Raw genomic sequence first — 17,996 nt, forward strand, 5'->3', positions numbered from 1 at the left:
ACTTAAATCGTCCTGTCTTGGAATGGAGTCTGTACATGCAGCCAAAAGACGTCGTGGAGCAGTTCATCGCCGATACCCGTGCTCATCGCTTTGATGAGGCAAAAGCGTGGCTGGTTGCCGACGGGTTTGAATATGTGGGGCCGAACATGCACTTCCTCAGTCCGGATGACATGTTGTCCTACCAGTTCGGTATGGCCGCCATCCAGAAAGACCTCGTCCTCCGGCAGCTCAGTGCCGACGGGGAGCACGTATTCGCGATTCTGGATTACCAGACCCACTTTGAACCGATTGGGGATGTGCGGCTGGCCGTCTGGTTCCGCGTGCGCAACGATAAGATTCAGACGGTTGAAGCCTTCTACAATGCGGCGGTGGTTGAGAACATGCTGGGAGGCAACCTGCCTTCCGCCAACTGAAAATGGTAGCTGCGCCAAAGCTACCTTCTAGGGACGGTAAAAATCATGCACAGAGTTTTGATGGCGTGTTTCATTTTTTCGGTAGCTGGATGCAGCAACAAGGCCGTTTACGACAACATCCAGCACAACAACCGACAGGAATGTAATACGGTTCCGCCGGCTCAGTACGAAGAGTGTATGGCGCGCTCCAACAAATCGTACGATGAGTACGAGAGGGAACGGGAAGCCGTCGTCGAGGGAGATTAGGGACATGAAAGAAACCGGAAAGATCAACTATGTTGAACTCCCTTCACGGGATCTTGACGTCACGAAACGGTTCTTTGCCAGCGCGTTTGGCTGGTCGTTTGTAGACTACGGGCCGGAATACGTTGCTATTGAGAATGCCGGGCTGGACGGTGGCTTCTTCAAATCGGATAAGGTCGCCACCACCAGCAACGGAAGTGCCCTGGTAGTCCTCTACAGTACCAACCTGGAAGCCACCCTTGAAAAAGTGACGTCCTCGGGCGGTGCCATCGTGCAGGACATTTTTTCATTTCCGGGTGGTCGCCGTTTTCATTTCTCGGACCCCAATGGCAATGAATATGCCGTTTGGTCTGAGCCAGTGGTGTAAACAATCTTTAGGAGCCCCAAATGCCAAGGAAGACATTGCGCAATATCAGCTTGCTAGCACTTTTCACCCTCCCTGACCTGACGTTAGCCGGCCAGCCCACGGCTTCGGACTACCTCGGCAGCAAGCCTTTGCTTCTCGAAATCCGCTACTGTGAGTGTCGTGCCACCACCCCTAACGGCGCCCCAGGCGATGTGCTGCCGGAGTTTCTGGATGAGTCAAGGGTTCTAAGGGTGGGAGCAGTCACAACCGAACACAGTAACTTTGTTGCTTCGCGGGCACTCTCCATGGGATATGAGATCAGCCCGGTGGAAAAGCCTTCTGGTTCATTCCAGCTCACCTATGCCAGTGAATACACAACCCGTGATGGCAACCTCGCGGGCCAGGGGACGCTGGTACTGGAAGCAGGCCAATGGTTAAGTCTTTTCGAATCCCATCACCAAACTAAAGCCGGGGCGAAGCATGCCGGTGTTGCGATTCGGCTGGTGGATCAAAGCTCCTCCCAATAGCCCAATAGAGAGAAAAGCAGTCGATGATACGCATTCCTTTTCCCCAGGCACCGGACTACCCGGCAGTTGAACCTGGTTTCAATGGGCCAAAGGTGGCGGCGATTCACGGCCTTATGGGCCATGACCTTATGCGGAAACACCTGCTTCGCATGATGAGGGAGTCCGGTTACCACGACACAACGATGTACAGCCATTTGCATCCCACGAAAGCCATCGCGGACGATTTAAGCGAAGCAGCTGGCGCCAACCGCAGGATAGCCATCGTCGGCTATAGTCAGGGCGGTTTCGAGGTGATCAAGGTGGCACGTGAACTCGCCTGGCGTAACATCACAGTCGACCTGGTTGTGACCATTGCGGCAGGCGGCCTGGGCCGAACGTTGCCGGCCCAATGGGGATTCAACCCCCGCAAGGCGCCGGCCAACGTCTCCAGGTGCCTTAATTTTTTCTCAGAGGGCGACCGGCTTGGGTCCGATCAAAAGCCTGAGCGCAACCTGATGAAAGCCAGCCAATCAGGCCAGTACGTTGAGAATATTGTTTTCCCGAAGGACGAACACATATCCCACGTTCGATTGGTCATTTGCTACCCGGAATCGCGAGTGCATCCTACCGTCAGGGCCCGGTTGCTGGATCCGCTGCAAAATGAACTGGCGTCGTTAACCCGCCAGCATCATGTTTCCGGCAATGCTGAACGCGCCTCGAAGTAATCCGCCGATTTTACCTCTTCGTTCATGCTGGCGAGCCCCAGCTTTCGAAGCTCTGAGGTTTCCATCGCTTTTTTCATCAGCATCCGGCTATTACGCCCGGAGTTGGGGAACACGCTCTGCCCGGCTCGAAGTTCAAGTGTAACGCCACTTTCTGTTTCCGTCGGAAGATTCCGAAGGCGCTGATACAGGTCTTTGTGTTTGTCGTCTGCGGGGTTTGTCACGAGCAACACGAACGCACTGGTTGAATGGCGTGCCAGGTAGGTTCCTTCATCGAAGGCTGTCCTCACGGTTCTGGCCAGGGCGGCTATTGCGTCTTCAGCTTGGTTGTCGGGAATCTCCCGATGGTTGGCAACCTCCAGGTAGAGCACAGCGAACTCGTGTTTGTCGGTTTCACTCCTTGCCAGTTCCTTGACCAGATGATTCGCCAGGCTGGCCCGGTTGGGCAGTCCTGTGGTCGAATCGTACAGTGCTTTGCGCTCGACACGCCGGGATTCCTCCAGCGCCTGGATTTCAGCGTTCCGGCGCTGCTTGACGTCATTGGCGGAGGCAAAAAGAGCGACCAGGATCAATACGCCACTGAACAGGGCCAGCGGGGCACCCAGCCAATCACCCGATAGCAGATTGTCTGCAGCGGGCATGGCGTTTTCAGGATAGATCATGGCAGCCATGCCCGTGTAGTGCATTCCACAGATAGCCACGCCCATGGCCAGGGCGGCGCCGAGCTGGAGGGCGGTTCCTTTGAGGCCTTGTACTGACTGCAAGCGGCGGCAAATGAACATGGCCACACCCGAGGCCCCGACCGCAATGACAACGGAAGCACTGAACAGAACCGGGTCGTAGCGCATCCCCGGCTCCATCTCCATGGCCGCCATGCCGACGTAATGCATGGACGTAATACCGCCGCCCATGAACAGGCTGCCGATAACGATCTGCAGCGGGCCCGCGCGGTCCTTGCCGATGATATGCAGGGCCAGTCCCGAAGCACCCACAGCGGCAACCCAGGAAATCAGGGTAATGGTGAGGTCGTAGCTCATTTCCATCGGCATCACATAGGCCTGCATGCCTACGAAATGCATGACCCAGACCCCGGTTCCCATCGTCAGAGCCCCGAGCGCCAGCCATAGCCTGGCTTTTGCCTGTTCGAGCGTAGCAAGCTGTGCGCCGAAGTAGAGCGCGCTGTACGATGCCAGTACCGCAACCACAAAGGAGGCGGCCACCAGGGTGTAATCGTAATATCCCGTCATTCTGAAACCCGTTTTTCTGGATGAACACTGTTCACGACCGGTTTCGCCAATGGCCAAACTGCCGTGAAATGAGAAATTCATCAGAGATACGGGGCTCTTGCGCTACCGTTTCATCGACAATGTGAATTTTCGTGAAATGTCTAACGGGGACAGCAAATTACCACTGCTCCCGGTCCTCCGCACTTTCCTCAGCTTCTACCTCGGCCTTGCGTTCCTGAATCTTTTTCATCTTTTCGTCAGAGATCTTCATACTGTTGGCGCTGTCCCGCAGCACGAAGAGGCTGCCGACCACCAGGGCCAGCGCGACTATGACAAAAACCCATCCGATAAGTGGCATGGCTTGGCTCCTTCATTGAACCCATTTACCTTATAGTGGACCACACGCCTTCAACCCGACAACCGGATTCCGGAAATTACGATGTCCTTCTCCAGAATTTACAATCAGGCAGCCGCTCGCAAAGGCGGCGAAGTCGAGCTACGCGCCATATTGCCCCGGGTTGCGGCGCCCGGTGAGCTTGAAGCCATGGCTGACGACCGCTACCTGTCCGAGGTTACACGCTGCGTCTTCAAGGCCGGTTTCGTGTGGCGAGTGATCGAGAACAAATGGCCGGGATTTGAAGATGCCTTCAAGGGGTTCGTGCCGCTGTACTGGCAGCAGGTTCCGCCAGAAGTGCTGGAGGATCTGGCACAGGATGAACGCATTGTGCGCAACATGCAGAAAATCCGAACGGTGCCGGACAACGCCCGGATGATTGTGGATGGCGCCCGTGAGCACGGTGGCTTTGGAGCCTTCCTGAGCCAATGGCCTTCGCACGATCAGGTCGGCTTGTTGATGTGGTTCAAACGCCACGGCGCCCGCCTTGGCGGCAACACCGCCCAATATTTCCTGCGCCGTGTAGGTTGGGATGGCTTTATCCTGTCGTCGGATGTGGCCGCCGGGTTGCATCGGGAGGAACGGCTGGATGCCAGCCACGGCAGCAAAAAGGCCTTGATGCAGGCACAGCAGGCCTTCAACGACTGGCATAAGGAAACTGGCCTGCCCTACAGCCATCTGTCGCGAATTCTGTCTTACTCAGTGGGAGATTAGATGCGTTCCGCCCTGTTAATGCTCGCCCTTTGGTTGATGACCTCCACGCTTTCTCTGGTCCACGCCAACCCGTTGCTTGAGGCGGTGAAAACCGTGGAACAGCGCCTGGACGCACGCGTGGGCATCGCCCTCTATGATTCCGGGACTGGAGAATCCTGGGACTATCACGGCGATGACCGTTTCCCCATCACAAGCACCTTCAAAACCCTGGCCTGTGCGGCGTTGCTGGCAAAGGTGGATAACGGCACTGTTGATCTGGATCGGCGAGTGATCTTCAGCAAGGACGATCTGGTGACCTATTCACCGGTCACTGAGACACGTGCAGAGGAAGAGGCAGGTATGAGTTTGCGGGAGCTGTGTGAAGCGACCATGGCCACCAGCGACAACACCGCCGCCAATCTGGTACTGGGGGCCATTGATGGCCCCGACGGCGTTACCGCGTATGCACGCGATCTGGGCGATACCGTTACGCGGCTGGACCGGACGGAAACCTCACTCAATGAGGCCACGCCGGGCGACCTGCGAGATACCACAAGTCCCAAGGCGATGGTCGCGAACCTCCGCAAATTGGTACTTGGTGAGGCGCTATCCAAAGGTTCCCGGGATACTCTGGTTACCTGGCTCAAAGGCAACCGTGTCAGTGACAACTTGCTCCGGGCAGCGATACCACCGGACTGGACAATCGGAGACCGCTCTGGAGCCGGCGGCCACGGCTCCCGTTCAATCACTGCCGTGCTGTGGCCACCCCATCGCCCGCCTCTGGTGATCGCGATCTATATAACGCAAACCGATGCGTCTTTTGATGAACGTAATGGCGCTATCAGAGACCTCGGGGGCGCTATTGTGAAGCACTTCTGATCGCCAGCAACAGCTGCCGGCCTGTCAGAATTCTTTACACACTGCCTTCAAGGTTGCGCTCAAAAATCATCGTGGCATCTGAATTCAAGGAGAATTTTTGACAGTGGCCCGCATGTTGCTTTTATCAGTGCAGATCAACACTGATGACCATTAAGGAAAGGCCACATGAGCATTATCAACCGTATCGCCACACTGGGCATCCTTGCCGCAGGCCTCGCATTCGCCGCTCCGGCAACCGCTAACCTGATCGAGAATGGCAGCTTCGAAAACCCCAACGTGACTACGGGCACCTGGCAGTTTTTTACATCTGACCAGGTCGCTGGCTGGACCGGCAGCAACATTGAAATCTGGGAGAGTGGCTTCAACAGCGTGAACGCTTATGACGGCAGCCAGTTTGCCGAGCTGAATGCCCACCCGGACATGGATGGCCCATTTGGCATCTACCAGACCATTGATACCACCATTGGCCAGCGTTATGACCTGAGCTTTGCTTACCGCGCTCGCCAGAACAACTCTGAAAGCTTCATGTTGTCCCTGATTTCCAATGGAAACAGTGCCGATTCGCTGCTGAATGATCATGTAACGAGTGGTTGGAGCATCTTCTCAGGAAGCTTCATTGCCAGCGCTCTGGAAACCACCATCAAGTTCACTTCCGTGAGCCCGGATGGCACCGTCGGCAACTTCCTCGACGACGTAAGAGTAACCGCACAGGTCCCTGAACCGGGCACGCTGGCGCTGATGGGGCTAGGTCTGCTCGGCCTGGGCTTTCGCCGTCGCCGCTAGTCGCTGGCTAAAAAAACGCTCGACCTCTAAAAGGGCCCCGTAATGATGATTGCGGGGCCCTTTTTGCCATCATCGCCCGCCAATGGCAGGATAAGCGCTTTCCGTTGTCATGCTGAAGGGCGCTATGAATCCCACCATTGAGCTTCTTAAATCACACCGTTCAATCCGCAAGTTCCAGAACCGCAGGATTCCCCGCGAGCTGTTCGAGGAACTGATCCGGGCTGGCCAGAGCGCCGCTACGTCCAGTCATGTGCAGGCTTACTCCATTATCCATGTGGTCGATCCGAACAACCGAGAGGCCCTTGCGGAGTTGAGTGGCGGCCAACGCTATGTGGCGGAAAGTTCAGATTTTCTGGTGTTCTGCGCAGACATGAAACGGGCCACGGATGCCGCGGAACGCGCAGGTGCCGAGGTAGTCCGCGGGATGACCGAGCAGTTGCTGGTGGCCAGCATCGATACTGCCCTGGTGGCCCAGAACGTTGCCACCGCAGCAGAATCGGCGGGGCTGGGCCTGTGTTATATCGGGGGCATACGTAACAACCCAGCGGAGGTGAGCGAGCTACTACGTCTGCCGGAGCATGTATATCCGGTGTTCGGTATGTGCCTGGGGTATCCGGACCAGGCACCCGAGGTGAAACCGAGACTGCCACTGGCGTCCATCCTCAAAGAGGATTATTACCAAAGCGAACGCGATCCGGAACTGGTGGCGGAATTCGACACCACCATGAACACCTATTACCAGGCCCGCACCGGGGGCACCAAGGACACCAACTGGTCGCAACAGCTGAAACCACTGTTTACATCCAAGTTGCGCCCCCACATGCGGGATTTCCTGCGCGGCAAGGGCTTCGAGATGAAGTAATCAGGATCGCCGGGAGACTTACCCCGGCGCACCTACCAGCGAGCGGTAGACATCCACCATCGCCAGGGTGACCGCTGTGCGGCTACGCACGGCCGCATCCCGGGTGGCGGTGAACTCCTGTTCCGCCGTCAGCACCTCGAAATAGCCGATAAACCCTTCTTCATAGCGAGCCCGGGCCAGTTCCACGGCGTGCTCGGCATTATTCATCGCCTGTTCCAGCCGCTCTTCCCGCTGTTGCGCTCGCTGATAACGCACCAGCCGCGTTTCTGCCTCTTCCAGGGCCTCCAGCACCGTTTGCTGGTAGCTGGCCAATGCCGCACGGCTATCGGCTCCTGCCGCCTCGATACGGGATTTGACCCGGTCGTGGTCCAGGAAAGTCCAGTCAATGCCCAGGGCAACGCGTCGGGTTTCCGCCGGACCGGTGAACAGATCGCTGGTGTCGCCGGCAACGGAACCGATTAGCCCGCTCAGGGTAAAGCGAGGGAACAAGTCAGCGGTGGCCACCCCAATGCGGGCGGTGGAGGCCGCCAGGCGTCGCTCAGCAGCGGCGATATCCGGGCGGCGGCGCAGAACTTCCCCCGGGCTATCCACGGGAATCGTCGGCAGGGTTTCCGGCAGCGCTCCACGAGGTGACAGCGTATCGACAAGCGCCATCGGCGGCTGGCCCGTCAGCACGGAAATGCGGTGCATGGCCCCTCGTATCCCCGCCTGCAGGGTGGGCAATTCGGCCCGGGTCCGTTCCAGTTGGGCACGGGCACGGACCTGATCAAACTCGGTACCACGCCCGGCCTTTACCCGGGCTTCCACGATGTCCAGTGACTGCTGCTGCAAAGCCACACTCTGCAGGGCAACCTGATACTGCTGCTGAAGGCCTCGCAGCTCAAAATAGCTGCTGGCCAACTGGCCCGCGATGGCTACCTGAACGGCACCGAGATCGGCACCGGCTGCCTCCAGTTCCGCCCTTTGGGCCTCCGTCGCACGGCGAAGGCGCCCGAACAGATCCAGCTCCCAACTGGCGGCAACGCCAGCCTGGTAACGCTGCACCCGTTCTGGCCCGGCACCGGGGGGAGATTGCTCAATATCCGCAAGATACTGTTCGGCGCCAGAGGCGCTGGCCGTGACGCTGGGCCATTGATCCCGCTCGGCGCCATACAGCAGGGCGGCCGCGCGCTCATAGCGAGCGACGGCGCCTTCCAGACTGAGGTTGGCGACCAGGGCATCATCAATCAGGCGTGCCAGCAAAGGATCATCAAATCCCTGCCAGAAACGCTGCTGATCGGTTCCACCGGCAACCATGGTTCGCCCTTCCGAAAACGCATTCGGTTCCGGCGTCGTCGGGGCCTGGTAATCCGGGCCCACGGCGCATCCTGTTAACAGGGCCAGAGCCCCCGTCATGGTGATGACTTTAAGCATGGCTACCTCCTGGCAATGCGTCTTCGCTATCGCCGTCATCGGAAGACAGTGTGGATGTATGATGGCTCTTCAGCGGGTGGCTTCCAGAAAGCTTGCGCAGCGCCACGTAGAACACCGGAGTCAGGAACAGGCCAAACAGGGTGACCCCGATCATGCCGGCAAATACGGCCGTGCCCAGAGCCTCACGCACCTCGGCTCCCGCGCCGGTGGCCAGCACCAGGGGCACAACCGCAGCGGTAAAGGTGATGGAGGTCATGATGATGGGCCGCAGCCGCAACCGGCAGGCTTCCAGCGCCGCCTCCACAATGCTCCGCCCCTGAAGCTCCAGTTCGCGGGCAAATTCCACGATCAGGATGGCGTTCTTGCAGGCCAGGCCAATCAACACCACCAGACCCACCTGGACAAAGATATTGTTGTCCCCGTCGCTAAACCACACGCCGATCAATGCCGAGAGCATGCACATGGGCACGATGAGGATCACCGCCAACGGCAGGGTCCAGCTCTCATAAAGCGCTGCCAAAACCAGGAACACCAGCAGGATGGCAAGCGGGAACACCACCAGCGCGGCATTACCCTGGGTGGCCTGCTGATAGCTCAGGTCGGTCCATTCAAACGCCATTCCGGCAGGCAGCACCTGGTCCGCCAGCGCTGTCAGCGTATCCATGGCCTGGGCCGATGACAGCACCCTTGGGTCCGCCTCCCCGGCGATATCCGCTGCGGGGTAGCCGTTATAACGCAATACCGGGTCCGGTCCGAAGCTCTGGCGAATGTTCACCATCGAGCCGATCGGCACCATCTCGCCCTGGTCGTTACGGGTGCGCAGGCGGGCAATGTCCTCCACGCTGTCGCGGTAGGGGGCGTCTGCCTGGGCGATGACCTGCCAGGTACGGCCAAACCGGTTGAAGTCGTTGACATAGGTGGACCCCAGGTAGGTCTGCAGGGTGTCGAACACTTCAGTCAGGGGCACGCCCTGGGCCTTGGCCTTGAGCCGGTCCACTTCCGCATCCAGTTGCGGCACATTGGCCTGGTAACTGGTGATGGGATACCCCATGCCCGGTGTCTGGCTGATGGCCCCCTGGAACTGGTTCACCGCGTTCTGCAGGGCCCCGTAACCGAGATTCCCACGGTCCTCGATGAACAACTGATAGCCGGAGCCATTGCCCAAGCCCAGGATCGGCGGTGGCATGAAGGAGAAGGCAAAGCCTTCTTTCAGCCCACTGATTCTCTGGTTGATCTGGGCGTTGATCTCCCCGGCACTGAGGCTGCGCTCGTCAAACGGCTTCAGGGGAAAGAACACCACACCGGTGTTGGAGGTGTTGGTGAACTGCAGTGCGTTCAGGCCGGGAAATGCCACGGCGTTGGCCACACCTTCAGTTTCCATGGCGATGTCGGTGACTTTCTGGAGCAATTGATCGGTACGCTCCAGGGAGGCCCCTTCCGGCAGTTTCACGCCCGCCATCAGGTAGAGCTTGTCCTGGATGGGGATGAAGCCCGGCGGCACCGCCTTGAACATCAGCCCGGTACCTGTCAGCAACAGCGCGTATACCACAAACACCGCACCGCGCCGGCGCAGGGAACTGGACACGCCACCCTGATACTTCTCGGCGCTGGCGTTGAAGAAGCGGTTAAAGGGCCGGAACAGCCAACCAAACAACGCGTCGATCACACGCTGCAGTCGGTCCTTGGGGGCGCTGTGAGGTTTCAGCAGCATCGCCGCCAGCGCCGGCGACAGGGTCAGCGAATTGATGGTGGAAATTACCGTGGAAATGGCAATGGTCACCGCAAACTGCCGGTAGAACTGGCCGGTAACCCCGGAGAGGAACGCCATGGGAATGAACACGGCGCACAGCACCAGACCGATCGCAATGATAGGGCCAGAGACCTCCTTCATGGCCTGATGAGCCGCCGCCAGCGGTTTCAGGCCTTCCTCGATGTTACGCTCGACGTTCTCCACCACCACGATGGCGTCGTCCACCACGATACCGATCGCGAGCACCAGGCCGAACAGCGTCAGGGTATTGATGGAGTAGCCCAACAGGTATAGCGCGCCGAAGGTGCCAATGACCGACACTGGTACCGCCAGCAACGGGATAATCGACGCCCGCCACGTCTGCAGGAACAGCGTGACCACCAGTACCACCAGCAACACCGCCTCCAGAAGGGTGGCAATGACCGCCTTGATGGAGTCGCTGACGAAGATCGTAGTATCGTAAACCGCCTCATACTCCACCCCTTGCGGGAAGCGGGCAGACAGTTCATCCATAGTGGCGATCACTTCGTCGCGGATCTCCAGGGCGTTGGCGCCCGGCGCCTGGAAAACACCCAGGGCCACCGCATCCTTGCCATCCAGTTGCGAGCGCAGGGTGTAGTCACCGGCCCCCATTTCCAACCGGGCCACGTCTTCCAGGCGCAGAATCTCGCCGTTGTCACCGCGCTTGAGCACGATGTCACCAAACTCTTCCACGGTTTCAAGTCGGCCACGGGCGTTGATCAGTGTCAGGAAGTCGCTGTCCGGCACCGGTTCCGCGCCAATCTGGCCGGCAGACACCTGTACGTTCTGCTCACGCATGGCGCGGACGACATCGCTCGCCGTCAGGCCACGGGCCGCAATACGGTCCGGGTCCAGCCAGGCGCGCATGGCGTAATCACCGCCACCGAATATCTGCGCGTCGCCAACGCCCTGAATCCGGGCCAGTCGGTCGCGCACATGCAACCGCGCGTAATTACGCAGGTAGAGCGTATCGTAGGTGCCGTTCGGTGATGTCAGGTGCACCACCATCAGGAACGTGGGCGACTGCTTCTGGGTGGTCACACCCTGGCGCCGAACCTCCTCCGGCAGCCGGGCCTGGGCCTGGCTGACACGGTTTTGCACCCGCACGGTGGCCTCCTCAGCGTCGGTGCCTGGCCGGAAGGTGACGGTCATCTGAAGAACGCCGTCCGAGCCCGCCACAGACTTGAAGTACATCATGTCTTCGACACCACTGATGGCTTCTTCCAGCGGTGTGGCCACGGTTTCGGCAATTTCCTTGGGGTTGGCGCCAGGGTAGACGGTGCGCACGACCACCGACGGAGGCACCACTTCCGGGTACTCGCTGACCGGCAGGTTCGGAATCGAAATCAACCCGATGGCAAAGATGATGATGGACAGCACCGCCGCAAATATCGGCCGGTCGACAAAGAATCGGGAGATATTCATTGCGCCAGCTCCTGGGCGACGGCAACGGTGCCTTCTCCCTGGTCGGATTCTTTCATGGCAACCAGCTGCGGCTTGACTTGCATACCAGCGCCAAACACCTTCTGCACACCATTGATGATCACAAGATCGCCATGGTTGAGACCTTCACGGATCACCTGGAGATCATCCACCTGACGGCCAGTAGTGACCTGCCGGGGCGCAACCCGATCCTGTTCATCCACCACGTAGACGAAACGACGGTCCTGATCGGTCAGCACCGCCTTGCGGTTGACCAGCAGTGCCTGGTCCAGCTCGGCCACGGGCATTTCCACACGGGCAAACTGGCCGGGTTTAATCAGGCCGTCCGGGTTGTTGAGCACGGCACGGTACTGCAGGGTGCCGGTCCCCGGATTCAGGTGATTGTCGACGAAATCCAGCTTGCCCTGGTACTGACGGCCATCCTCGCCACCCAGTGAAATGCGCACATCCCTGGGCTGACCATTGGCAAGCAGCTGCTGGCTACTGAACGCCGATTGCTCATCGGCCTCGAAATACACGTGCACCGGGTCTACCGAAACTACCGTGGTGAGCAGGCTCTGGTCGGCGTTCGCCAGGTTGCCCTGGGTCACCAGGGCCCTGCCAGTCCGGCCACTGACGGGTGCAGTTACACGAGTGTACTGCAGGTTCAGCTCGGCGGTATCCAGCGCGGCCTGGGCAGCCTGTACACGGGCCCGGGCGCTCATCAACGCGGTATTGCGCTGATCGTATTCCTCACGGGATATTGCCCGGCTTTCCAGCAGCGTCTTGGCCCGGCCGGCTTCACTTCTGGCCAGATCAAGCTGGCTGTTGGCCAGCGCCAGTTCGGCACTCGCCGCCTGCTTTTGGGCTTCGTACGGACGTGGATCTATCTGGAACAACAGCTCGCCGGCCTGCACCAGTTCGCCTTCCTCAAAGGCCACCTTGTCGATGTAGCCACTGACGCGAGGCCGCAAGTCCACCGTTTCCGGCGATGCCACACGGCCTGTGAATGATTCCCAGAGAGTGACCGGTTCCACGACCACTTCCGCCACATCCACCTCCGGCGGAGGCGGCATGCTTGCAGCTTCATCGCTTTGCGCCTCGCAGCCGGTCAATAAAACAGTGATCGCTACAGCCAGGCCCAGTAAACGGCCAGACCCTCTGAACGGTTTTGCAGTCAGACTTTCCATGGTTTCTCGCTCCGCTATCGGGTTCACCTTGTGGGCGTTCCCGTTTTTGCCAAGTAATCGGTTGGATCGCTTGTTAAGTCGCTTGGGGTAAAACGAATTCGACACGAAGCTTATTTCCTCAAGTTAACTTGAGGTCAATAACCTTGAATCGAGATGCTGGCTATGGGTGACATAGCGCCGGTTAATCGGATCGGGTAATGTTTACCCAACGGGAGCACAACAATATCCAGTGGAAGGCATAAAGCGGTATCGGGTTACTGCGGGAAGCTTGCCCGATTCTGCCGGCATGGTTTATGCCGGAGAGGCCGGGTTGCCAATTTCTGCGTGGTCATTGCCTGATCCTGCAGAAAATGCCTGAGAACCCGTACAGTTCAGGTTATGAAGGATTATACTGCCGCCAAAGGGAGACCCACCGATGACTGCCAACGTTCCTGAGATTTCCGGAAATCTCACGCTCAATCTGCAGCAACAGCTCGCCCGTGTCGCCAGTCAATGGACGACACACCAGGGCATTCAGGGTTCAGCCATTGATGGCTTGGAATTGATACGCTGCAACGAACCGTCCAGCTGCGGTTCCAGTGTCTATGAACCTTCATTGTGTTTCGTGATTCAGGGCACCAAGACCATCCAATTGGGTGACCGCGAGATCACCTACCAGCCCCTGTCCTATCTGGCCAGTTCAGTCCACCTGCCTGTACTGGGGCGAATTGTTGATGCCTCGGAGGAACACCCCTATCTGGCGGTAAAGCTCAAGGTAGACCCTCAGGAAGTGGCGGAGCTGGTGCTCGAACTGGGTGACAAGGCACCCCCGCTGCACCCGACCGAATCCTGCCCGGAGGTGCAATGCGGCCTGTGTATGTCGTCGATGGATGAACGGATGCAGAGCGCGCTCTACCGGCTGCTCAGCCTGCTGGATTCGCCCGGTGATATTCCTATTCTGGCACCCCTGGCTCGGCGGGAAATCATTTATCGCGCTCTGATTGGCGAGATGGGGTCACGGATGCGTAAGTTTGCGGCCGCTGATTCCCAGGCACACCGCATTTCCACGGTTATCTCGACGTTGAAGGATCATTACGCCGAACCGCTACGAATCAGTGAACTGGCGGAAGCGGCCAATATGAGCGAATCCACCCTGTACCATAGTTTCAAGCAGGTGACCCGGATGTCGCCACTGCAGTTCCAGAAGAAGCTGCGTCTGCATGAGGCCCGGCGCCTGATGCTGACCGAGGGGCTTGAGGCTGCCACCGCCAGCTATCGGGTGGGTTACGAAAGCCCTTCGCATTTCAGCCGCGAGTACAGCCGCCTGTTCGGTGCACCGCCCAGGGCCGACGTTACGCTTCTGCGTGGCGAACACCGGACCGCAGAGCCAGTTTGACCCCTCACACTCAGGCGTAGAACAGCAGTGGCACAAACGCTACCAGTACCAGTGAAATGCCCATGGCAATCAGTGGCATGATGATACGCTCGTGGCGCTGGTAGAAGGTGCCCTCTTCCTGCTGTGCTGCCAGCACTTCCGCTTCCCCGACAACCTGCCTCGTCAACAGGTGGTTCAGCGCCACCGGCGGGCTCAGGTAACCCAGCTCGAAGGCGACCAGGGTCACCATCCAGAAGTGAATCGGGTGTATGCCACTGCTGTAGGCGATGGTGGCCACGGTGGCGGTCACCAGGATAACGGCGCCGAAGGCGTCCATGATCATGCCCAACACCACCAGGATCAGCACCATCAGCAGCATGGCAGACCAGGCACTGTCGAATGCCTGGGGGAAGGTTCCCATAATATGGGAGCGTTCGATCACCCCGCCGATACTGACCGACAAACCCAGCAGCAGCAACAGCGCGCCGATTTCCGCCGTGGTGTCGTTGGTGGCCGAGCGCAAGCTGCGTTCCAGGCCCTGGTGATTGATCTCGCCACTGGCCCGGCCTTTGCGGTTTTTCAGGCTGACATGTTCGTACAGCAGGATGGCCAGCATGATCACCGGTAACAGCCGAGGGGCAGAGAATTCATCCATCTGCACATCCAGTGCAAAACGGTACAGCAGTACCACCGCAGCGATGACCAGCGCATAAGGGATCAGATGCTTCAACGCTGACATCATGGGTGGAAAGGCCGTGGAGGCCGGAGCCAGATTGAACTTGCTCTGACGGTTCACCGTGAGGGCCACCACCGTGAACATGGTCGCGGTGAGCACGAACACCCATATACCCCAACCAAACAACTCGTCGGTGGTGACTTCCCGGTTCAGGTAGGCAATGACCACCACCAGCAGGCAGGGCCTCAGGACCACACCCATGGACCCGGACATGGCGGTTGCCGCCAGGGCCAGATGACGGCGGGCGCCGGCAGCGCGTAGTTCGCTGTAAATAACCGCGCCGGCCGCAATGACAAAGATCCCCGACGCGCCAGTGTAGGCAGTGGGCACCGCAGCCACCAACACCGCTACAACAGCAAGCATTTCAGGTGGCATGCGCCAGGGCCGGAAGACATTGAACACCAGGGTGGCCAGGCGCGTCTGCTTCAGCATCATGCCTACCCACACGTAAAGCCCGACGTTCAGGAACATGTCGGAGAGCTCCATCATTTTGCCCAGATAGATACCGATACCGGAGGCGTGACCAATCAGCGCAAAGTAAGTCCCCGAGATAAGGCACATGACGGTATAGAGAGGCACCGCCAGGAAGGCCTTGTTCAGATCGCCGCCTTCCCTCAGGTCATCCGGCACCCTGACGAGCCGATACAGGCTGGTGAGCGTCAATGCGGCAAAACCGGTAATCCACAGGTTATGGAGCAACAGCTCATCGGACGACATGGTGGTGTCGGCGCCAAAACTGGACTGGCGGAAGATCACGCTGGACCCCAGGAGCATGGCATTGGCGACGGTCTGCAGCGTGTGGGAAACCATGTAGTCCAGGCGGGTTTCCATGGCCCGCATGGCAATGTGGTGGCGAGTCAGGGTGGCGGTCACCGCGCACAGCATTACCAGGATCACCAGTATGTAGCGCTGGGACTCCAGGCCGAAGGCAATCAGGTCGGCCACAAACAGCTCCACTGCCCGGTAGGCTTTTACGCCGGGAGTAAGCTTGTCTTTGAGGTTCTCGTAACTCTGGTAGCTCTGGCGGCAATCCGCCACCGAACGTTCAATGGCCAGGCGAACTTCATCCGGGTCCTTTTCCGACTCTCCCAGCAGGGCCGCCATGGGATTGTCGGAGCCCTCTTTCGCCAACTCTTCCTGAACGGCGGCGTCGATGTCCACGTTCGGGTCACAGGTGGGTTGTACCGGGTCGACTCTCAGCTTGTAGTAGCCGCTCCACAATTGCTCGCCGCCACGCAGCATCTGATTGTGGATGTCGCTACTGGTGGAGAACAGCACCACCGACAGCAAAAGCAGACAGGCCGGCAGAGAGGACAACCACTCCAACCCATTACGTCGAAAACCACCCTGGGACATAACAGCTCACTCTGGGAACATTGATTTACAGCAGATCGTCCAGATCCATGGTTTCGACCGCTTCCTTCTCGTCGTCCCAGAAGGTACCCAGTTGCCCCATGGGCGTCCGGTGCCCGGTATTTTCCATCCACAGCCGATCGGAGATCGCCACAATCATGTCCGTGGCCATCGCATCGACAAAGACCCACTCCTCGTTCGCTGGTGTTTCCTCGATGGCCTGAGCGTGGCTACGGATCACATCGCGAAGGCGTTCTTCGTCACCTTTGTTCTGGGCCGCGATGGCGTGGAACACGTGGCTGATCCTGACACCGGCTTCCTCGCCCTGCGCGTCGGCAATTTCCAGCCGCTCAAAAGGATCCTCGCCCTCTGGCAGTGCTCCAGGAATCATTGCCCAGACCGTCGCACGCAGTGCCATGGGAGCCCCCCACCATTTGTCGTTTTCCAGACAACGGGTCGCGCGAGAAACCGTGGAGCCGATGTTCTTGGGGACGCCAATGGACGAGGTGGACTGAATTTCAGCGTTCAGGGCCTGCAAGCCCGACAACAAGCCCGCCATGTAGATGAACTCGCCCAGGTCGTCATCGAAATCAGGGCACTCACCTGCATCGGGTTTGCCATAGAAGGCGTTATGGTGCTTCCAGCCCCGGTGATAGCGTTTGGCGGCCAGGGAAAGCGCGCGCTTCTGGCGAATCATGGCGTCTTCCGCTTCTTCCGCGTCCATCGCACGCAGGGCGGCCAGACCATCCAGTTCGTGTTCCCGTGCCTGCTCCTCTGCACACCCGCCAGCCGAGAGGTACAGCATCACCGCCAGTTGGTCAGGTTCACTGGTAACCCGGCCAAAAGACATCAGCAGGGGCGCGGTGGCCTCACTCATGGCGCACCCCATGGCGAGGTCGTCACTTTCCAGTAGATAGGGCACGGTGTGATTGCGGGAAAAGCCCTGCATCACGTCGCCGGTGGTTTTATAGATCATGTTGTTGACGACACCACAACCACTCAAAACCACACTGGCAAGCACAGCGGCCATTGCACTACGGAAACGTGTATTGCCCCGATGAGCCTGACTGACAGGTTTCTGAATACTCGTCATAACGTTGTACCTTCTACTCTTCTGCGTTTTTGTTGTTCGGAGCGTTGGTTCAGAACCGGAGCGTCACCAGGCCGAGGCCGCACTCACAATCTGTTACGGTTTGTAACCGAGACGGCATTATCGCCGACAACTCCCTGTTTTTATGAGACCCGTCCCGCAAATGGACACGGTGAATCAAATGCATGCTAACGGTCGGTTTGCACATTGCTTCACAAACCGCTATAGATTTGATCAGTCGGCGGTGTCGCACCCGCCGGCCAGTGATCAAAAACGACAACAAGGAGTACCCGATGCGCAAACCTGAACTTGCCGCCGCCGTTGCGGATAAAACCGGACTGTCCCGGGACAAAGCCAGCGAAGTTATTACCGCGTTCACTGACCAGATCTCTGCAGCCGCTGCCCGTGGCGAAGATACCACCCTGATCGGTTTCGGAACGTTCAACATCCGCAGCCGCGAGGCGCGCGATGGCCGTAATCCTCAAACAGGGGCAACCATCCGGATACCCGCTAGCAAAACTGTCGGATTCAAGGCAGGCAAGGCGCTGAAAGACTCCATCCGCTAGCGATCAACAGGGGGCCGCGTGGCCCCCTTCCGTT

18 protein-coding genes are annotated in these 17,996 nt (G+C 58.8%); 11 read left to right on the top strand and 7 right to left on the bottom strand.

Going from position 1 to position 17,996, the window contains the following annotated elements:
• Positions 1 to 35 precede the first annotated feature (35 nt).
• Genes AAGD24_RS18915 through AAGD24_RS18935 form a run of 5 tightly spaced genes read left to right on the top strand, consistent with a single transcriptional unit; the run spans position 36 to position 2,233 of the window.
• Entirely contained in the window at positions 36 to 413 is a 378-nt protein-coding gene (locus AAGD24_RS18915; RefSeq protein WP_041333026.1) for a nuclear transport factor 2 family protein, read from the top strand.
• Between the two features lie 45 nt (positions 414 to 458).
• Positions 459 to 659 carry a hypothetical protein gene (locus AAGD24_RS18920; RefSeq protein ID WP_036211335.1) on the top strand — a complete coding sequence of 67 codons (201 nt, stop codon included), beginning with the start codon at positions 459 to 461 and terminating at the stop codon, positions 657 to 659.
• Positions 660 to 663: 4 nt separating this feature from the next.
• Entirely contained in the window at positions 664 to 1,023 is a 360-nt protein-coding gene (locus AAGD24_RS18925; protein WP_379865975.1) for a VOC family protein, read from the top strand.
• 20 nt (positions 1,024 to 1,043) lie between these two features.
• Entirely contained in the window at positions 1,044 to 1,529 is a 486-nt protein-coding gene (locus AAGD24_RS18930) for a hypothetical protein (protein WP_379865977.1), read from the top strand.
• Between the two features lie 23 nt (positions 1,530 to 1,552).
• Positions 1,553 to 2,233 carry a hypothetical protein gene (locus AAGD24_RS18935; RefSeq protein WP_305936422.1) on the top strand — a complete coding sequence of 227 codons (681 nt, stop codon included), beginning with the start codon at positions 1,553 to 1,555 and terminating at the stop codon, positions 2,231 to 2,233.
• Here the strand turns inward: AAGD24_RS18935 and AAGD24_RS18940 are convergent.
• A complete protein-coding gene (locus AAGD24_RS18940) occupies positions 2,197 to 3,477 on the bottom strand; it encodes an MHYT domain-containing protein (protein ID WP_158498352.1) in 1,281 nt (426 codons plus the stop codon). The genes AAGD24_RS18935 and AAGD24_RS18940 overlap by 37 nt on opposite strands.
• 157 nt (positions 3,478 to 3,634) lie before the next feature.
• Entirely contained in the window at positions 3,635 to 3,814 is a 180-nt protein-coding gene (locus tag AAGD24_RS18945; protein WP_036211340.1) for a DUF2897 family protein, read from the bottom strand.
• 81 nt (positions 3,815 to 3,895) lie between these two features.
• Between AAGD24_RS18945 and AAGD24_RS18950 the strand changes: the two genes are divergently transcribed.
• From AAGD24_RS18950 to nfsA, 4 genes are all read left to right on the top strand, one after another.
• Positions 3,896 to 4,564, top strand: a complete 669-nt coding sequence (locus AAGD24_RS18950; RefSeq protein WP_379865979.1) for a DNA-3-methyladenine glycosylase I — start codon at positions 3,896 to 3,898, stop codon at positions 4,562 to 4,564.
• Positions 4,565 to 5,422, top strand: a complete 858-nt coding sequence (gene bla, locus AAGD24_RS18955) for a class A beta-lactamase (RefSeq protein ID WP_041333013.1) — start codon at positions 4,565 to 4,567, stop codon at positions 5,420 to 5,422.
• Positions 5,423 to 5,587: 165 nt separating this feature from the next.
• Positions 5,588 to 6,205 carry a PEP-CTERM sorting domain-containing protein gene (locus tag AAGD24_RS18960; RefSeq protein ID WP_083637149.1) on the top strand — a complete coding sequence of 206 codons (618 nt, stop codon included), beginning with the start codon at positions 5,588 to 5,590 and terminating at the stop codon, positions 6,203 to 6,205.
• Positions 6,206 to 6,329: 124 nt separating this feature from the next.
• Positions 6,330 to 7,067 (top strand): oxygen-insensitive NADPH nitroreductase, encoded by a 738-nt coding sequence (gene nfsA / locus AAGD24_RS18965; RefSeq protein ID WP_041336492.1) that lies wholly within the window; start codon positions 6,330 to 6,332, stop codon positions 7,065 to 7,067.
• A gap of 18 nt (positions 7,068 to 7,085) precedes the next feature.
• Here the strand turns inward: nfsA and AAGD24_RS18970 are convergent, their stop codons facing one another.
• Genes AAGD24_RS18970 through AAGD24_RS18980 form a run of 3 tightly spaced genes read right to left on the bottom strand, consistent with a single transcriptional unit; the run spans position 7,086 to position 12,863 of the window.
• Positions 7,086 to 8,480, bottom strand: a complete 1,395-nt coding sequence (locus AAGD24_RS18970; RefSeq protein ID WP_379865981.1) for an efflux transporter outer membrane subunit — start codon at positions 8,478 to 8,480, stop codon at positions 7,086 to 7,088.
• On the bottom strand, positions 8,473 to 11,676 hold the full coding sequence (locus AAGD24_RS18975) for an efflux RND transporter permease subunit (protein WP_075194705.1): 3,204 nt from the start codon (positions 11,674 to 11,676) through the stop codon (positions 8,473 to 8,475). Before AAGD24_RS18975 ends, AAGD24_RS18970 begins: the two co-directional genes overlap by 8 nt.
• Positions 11,673 to 12,863, bottom strand: coding sequence for an efflux RND transporter periplasmic adaptor subunit (locus AAGD24_RS18980; RefSeq protein ID WP_075194704.1), 1,191 nt, complete (start codon positions 12,861 to 12,863; stop codon positions 11,673 to 11,675). The genes AAGD24_RS18975 and AAGD24_RS18980 overlap by 4 nt, the downstream gene beginning before the upstream one ends.
• 415 nt (positions 12,864 to 13,278) lie before the next feature.
• On the opposite strand from AAGD24_RS18980, the gene AAGD24_RS18985 reads away from it, so the two are divergent.
• Positions 13,279 to 14,238 (top strand): AraC family transcriptional regulator, encoded by a 960-nt coding sequence (locus tag AAGD24_RS18985; protein ID WP_036211352.1) that lies wholly within the window; start codon positions 13,279 to 13,281, stop codon positions 14,236 to 14,238.
• A gap of 10 nt (positions 14,239 to 14,248) precedes the next feature.
• On the opposite strand, the gene AAGD24_RS18990 is transcribed toward AAGD24_RS18985, so the two are convergent.
• Positions 14,249 to 16,309 carry a TRAP transporter large permease subunit gene (locus AAGD24_RS18990; protein WP_075194703.1) on the bottom strand — a complete coding sequence of 687 codons (2,061 nt, stop codon included), beginning with the start codon at positions 16,307 to 16,309 and terminating at the stop codon, positions 14,249 to 14,251.
• A 25-nt stretch (positions 16,310 to 16,334) separates the two neighbouring features.
• Entirely contained in the window at positions 16,335 to 17,399 is a 1,065-nt protein-coding gene (locus tag AAGD24_RS18995) for a hypothetical protein (protein ID WP_075194702.1), read from the bottom strand.
• A gap of 290 nt (positions 17,400 to 17,689) precedes the next feature.
• Between AAGD24_RS18995 and AAGD24_RS19000 the strand changes: the two genes are divergently transcribed.
• Positions 17,690 to 17,962 carry an HU family DNA-binding protein gene (locus AAGD24_RS19000; RefSeq protein WP_041336490.1) on the top strand — a complete coding sequence of 91 codons (273 nt, stop codon included), beginning with the start codon at positions 17,690 to 17,692 and terminating at the stop codon, positions 17,960 to 17,962.
• Positions 17,963 to 17,996 lie beyond the last annotated feature (34 nt).

Origin of the sequence: Marinobacter sp. M5B, assembly GCF_042604615.1 — a bacterium.
GTDB lineage: Bacteria > Pseudomonadota > Gammaproteobacteria > Pseudomonadales > Oleiphilaceae > Marinobacter > Marinobacter salarius.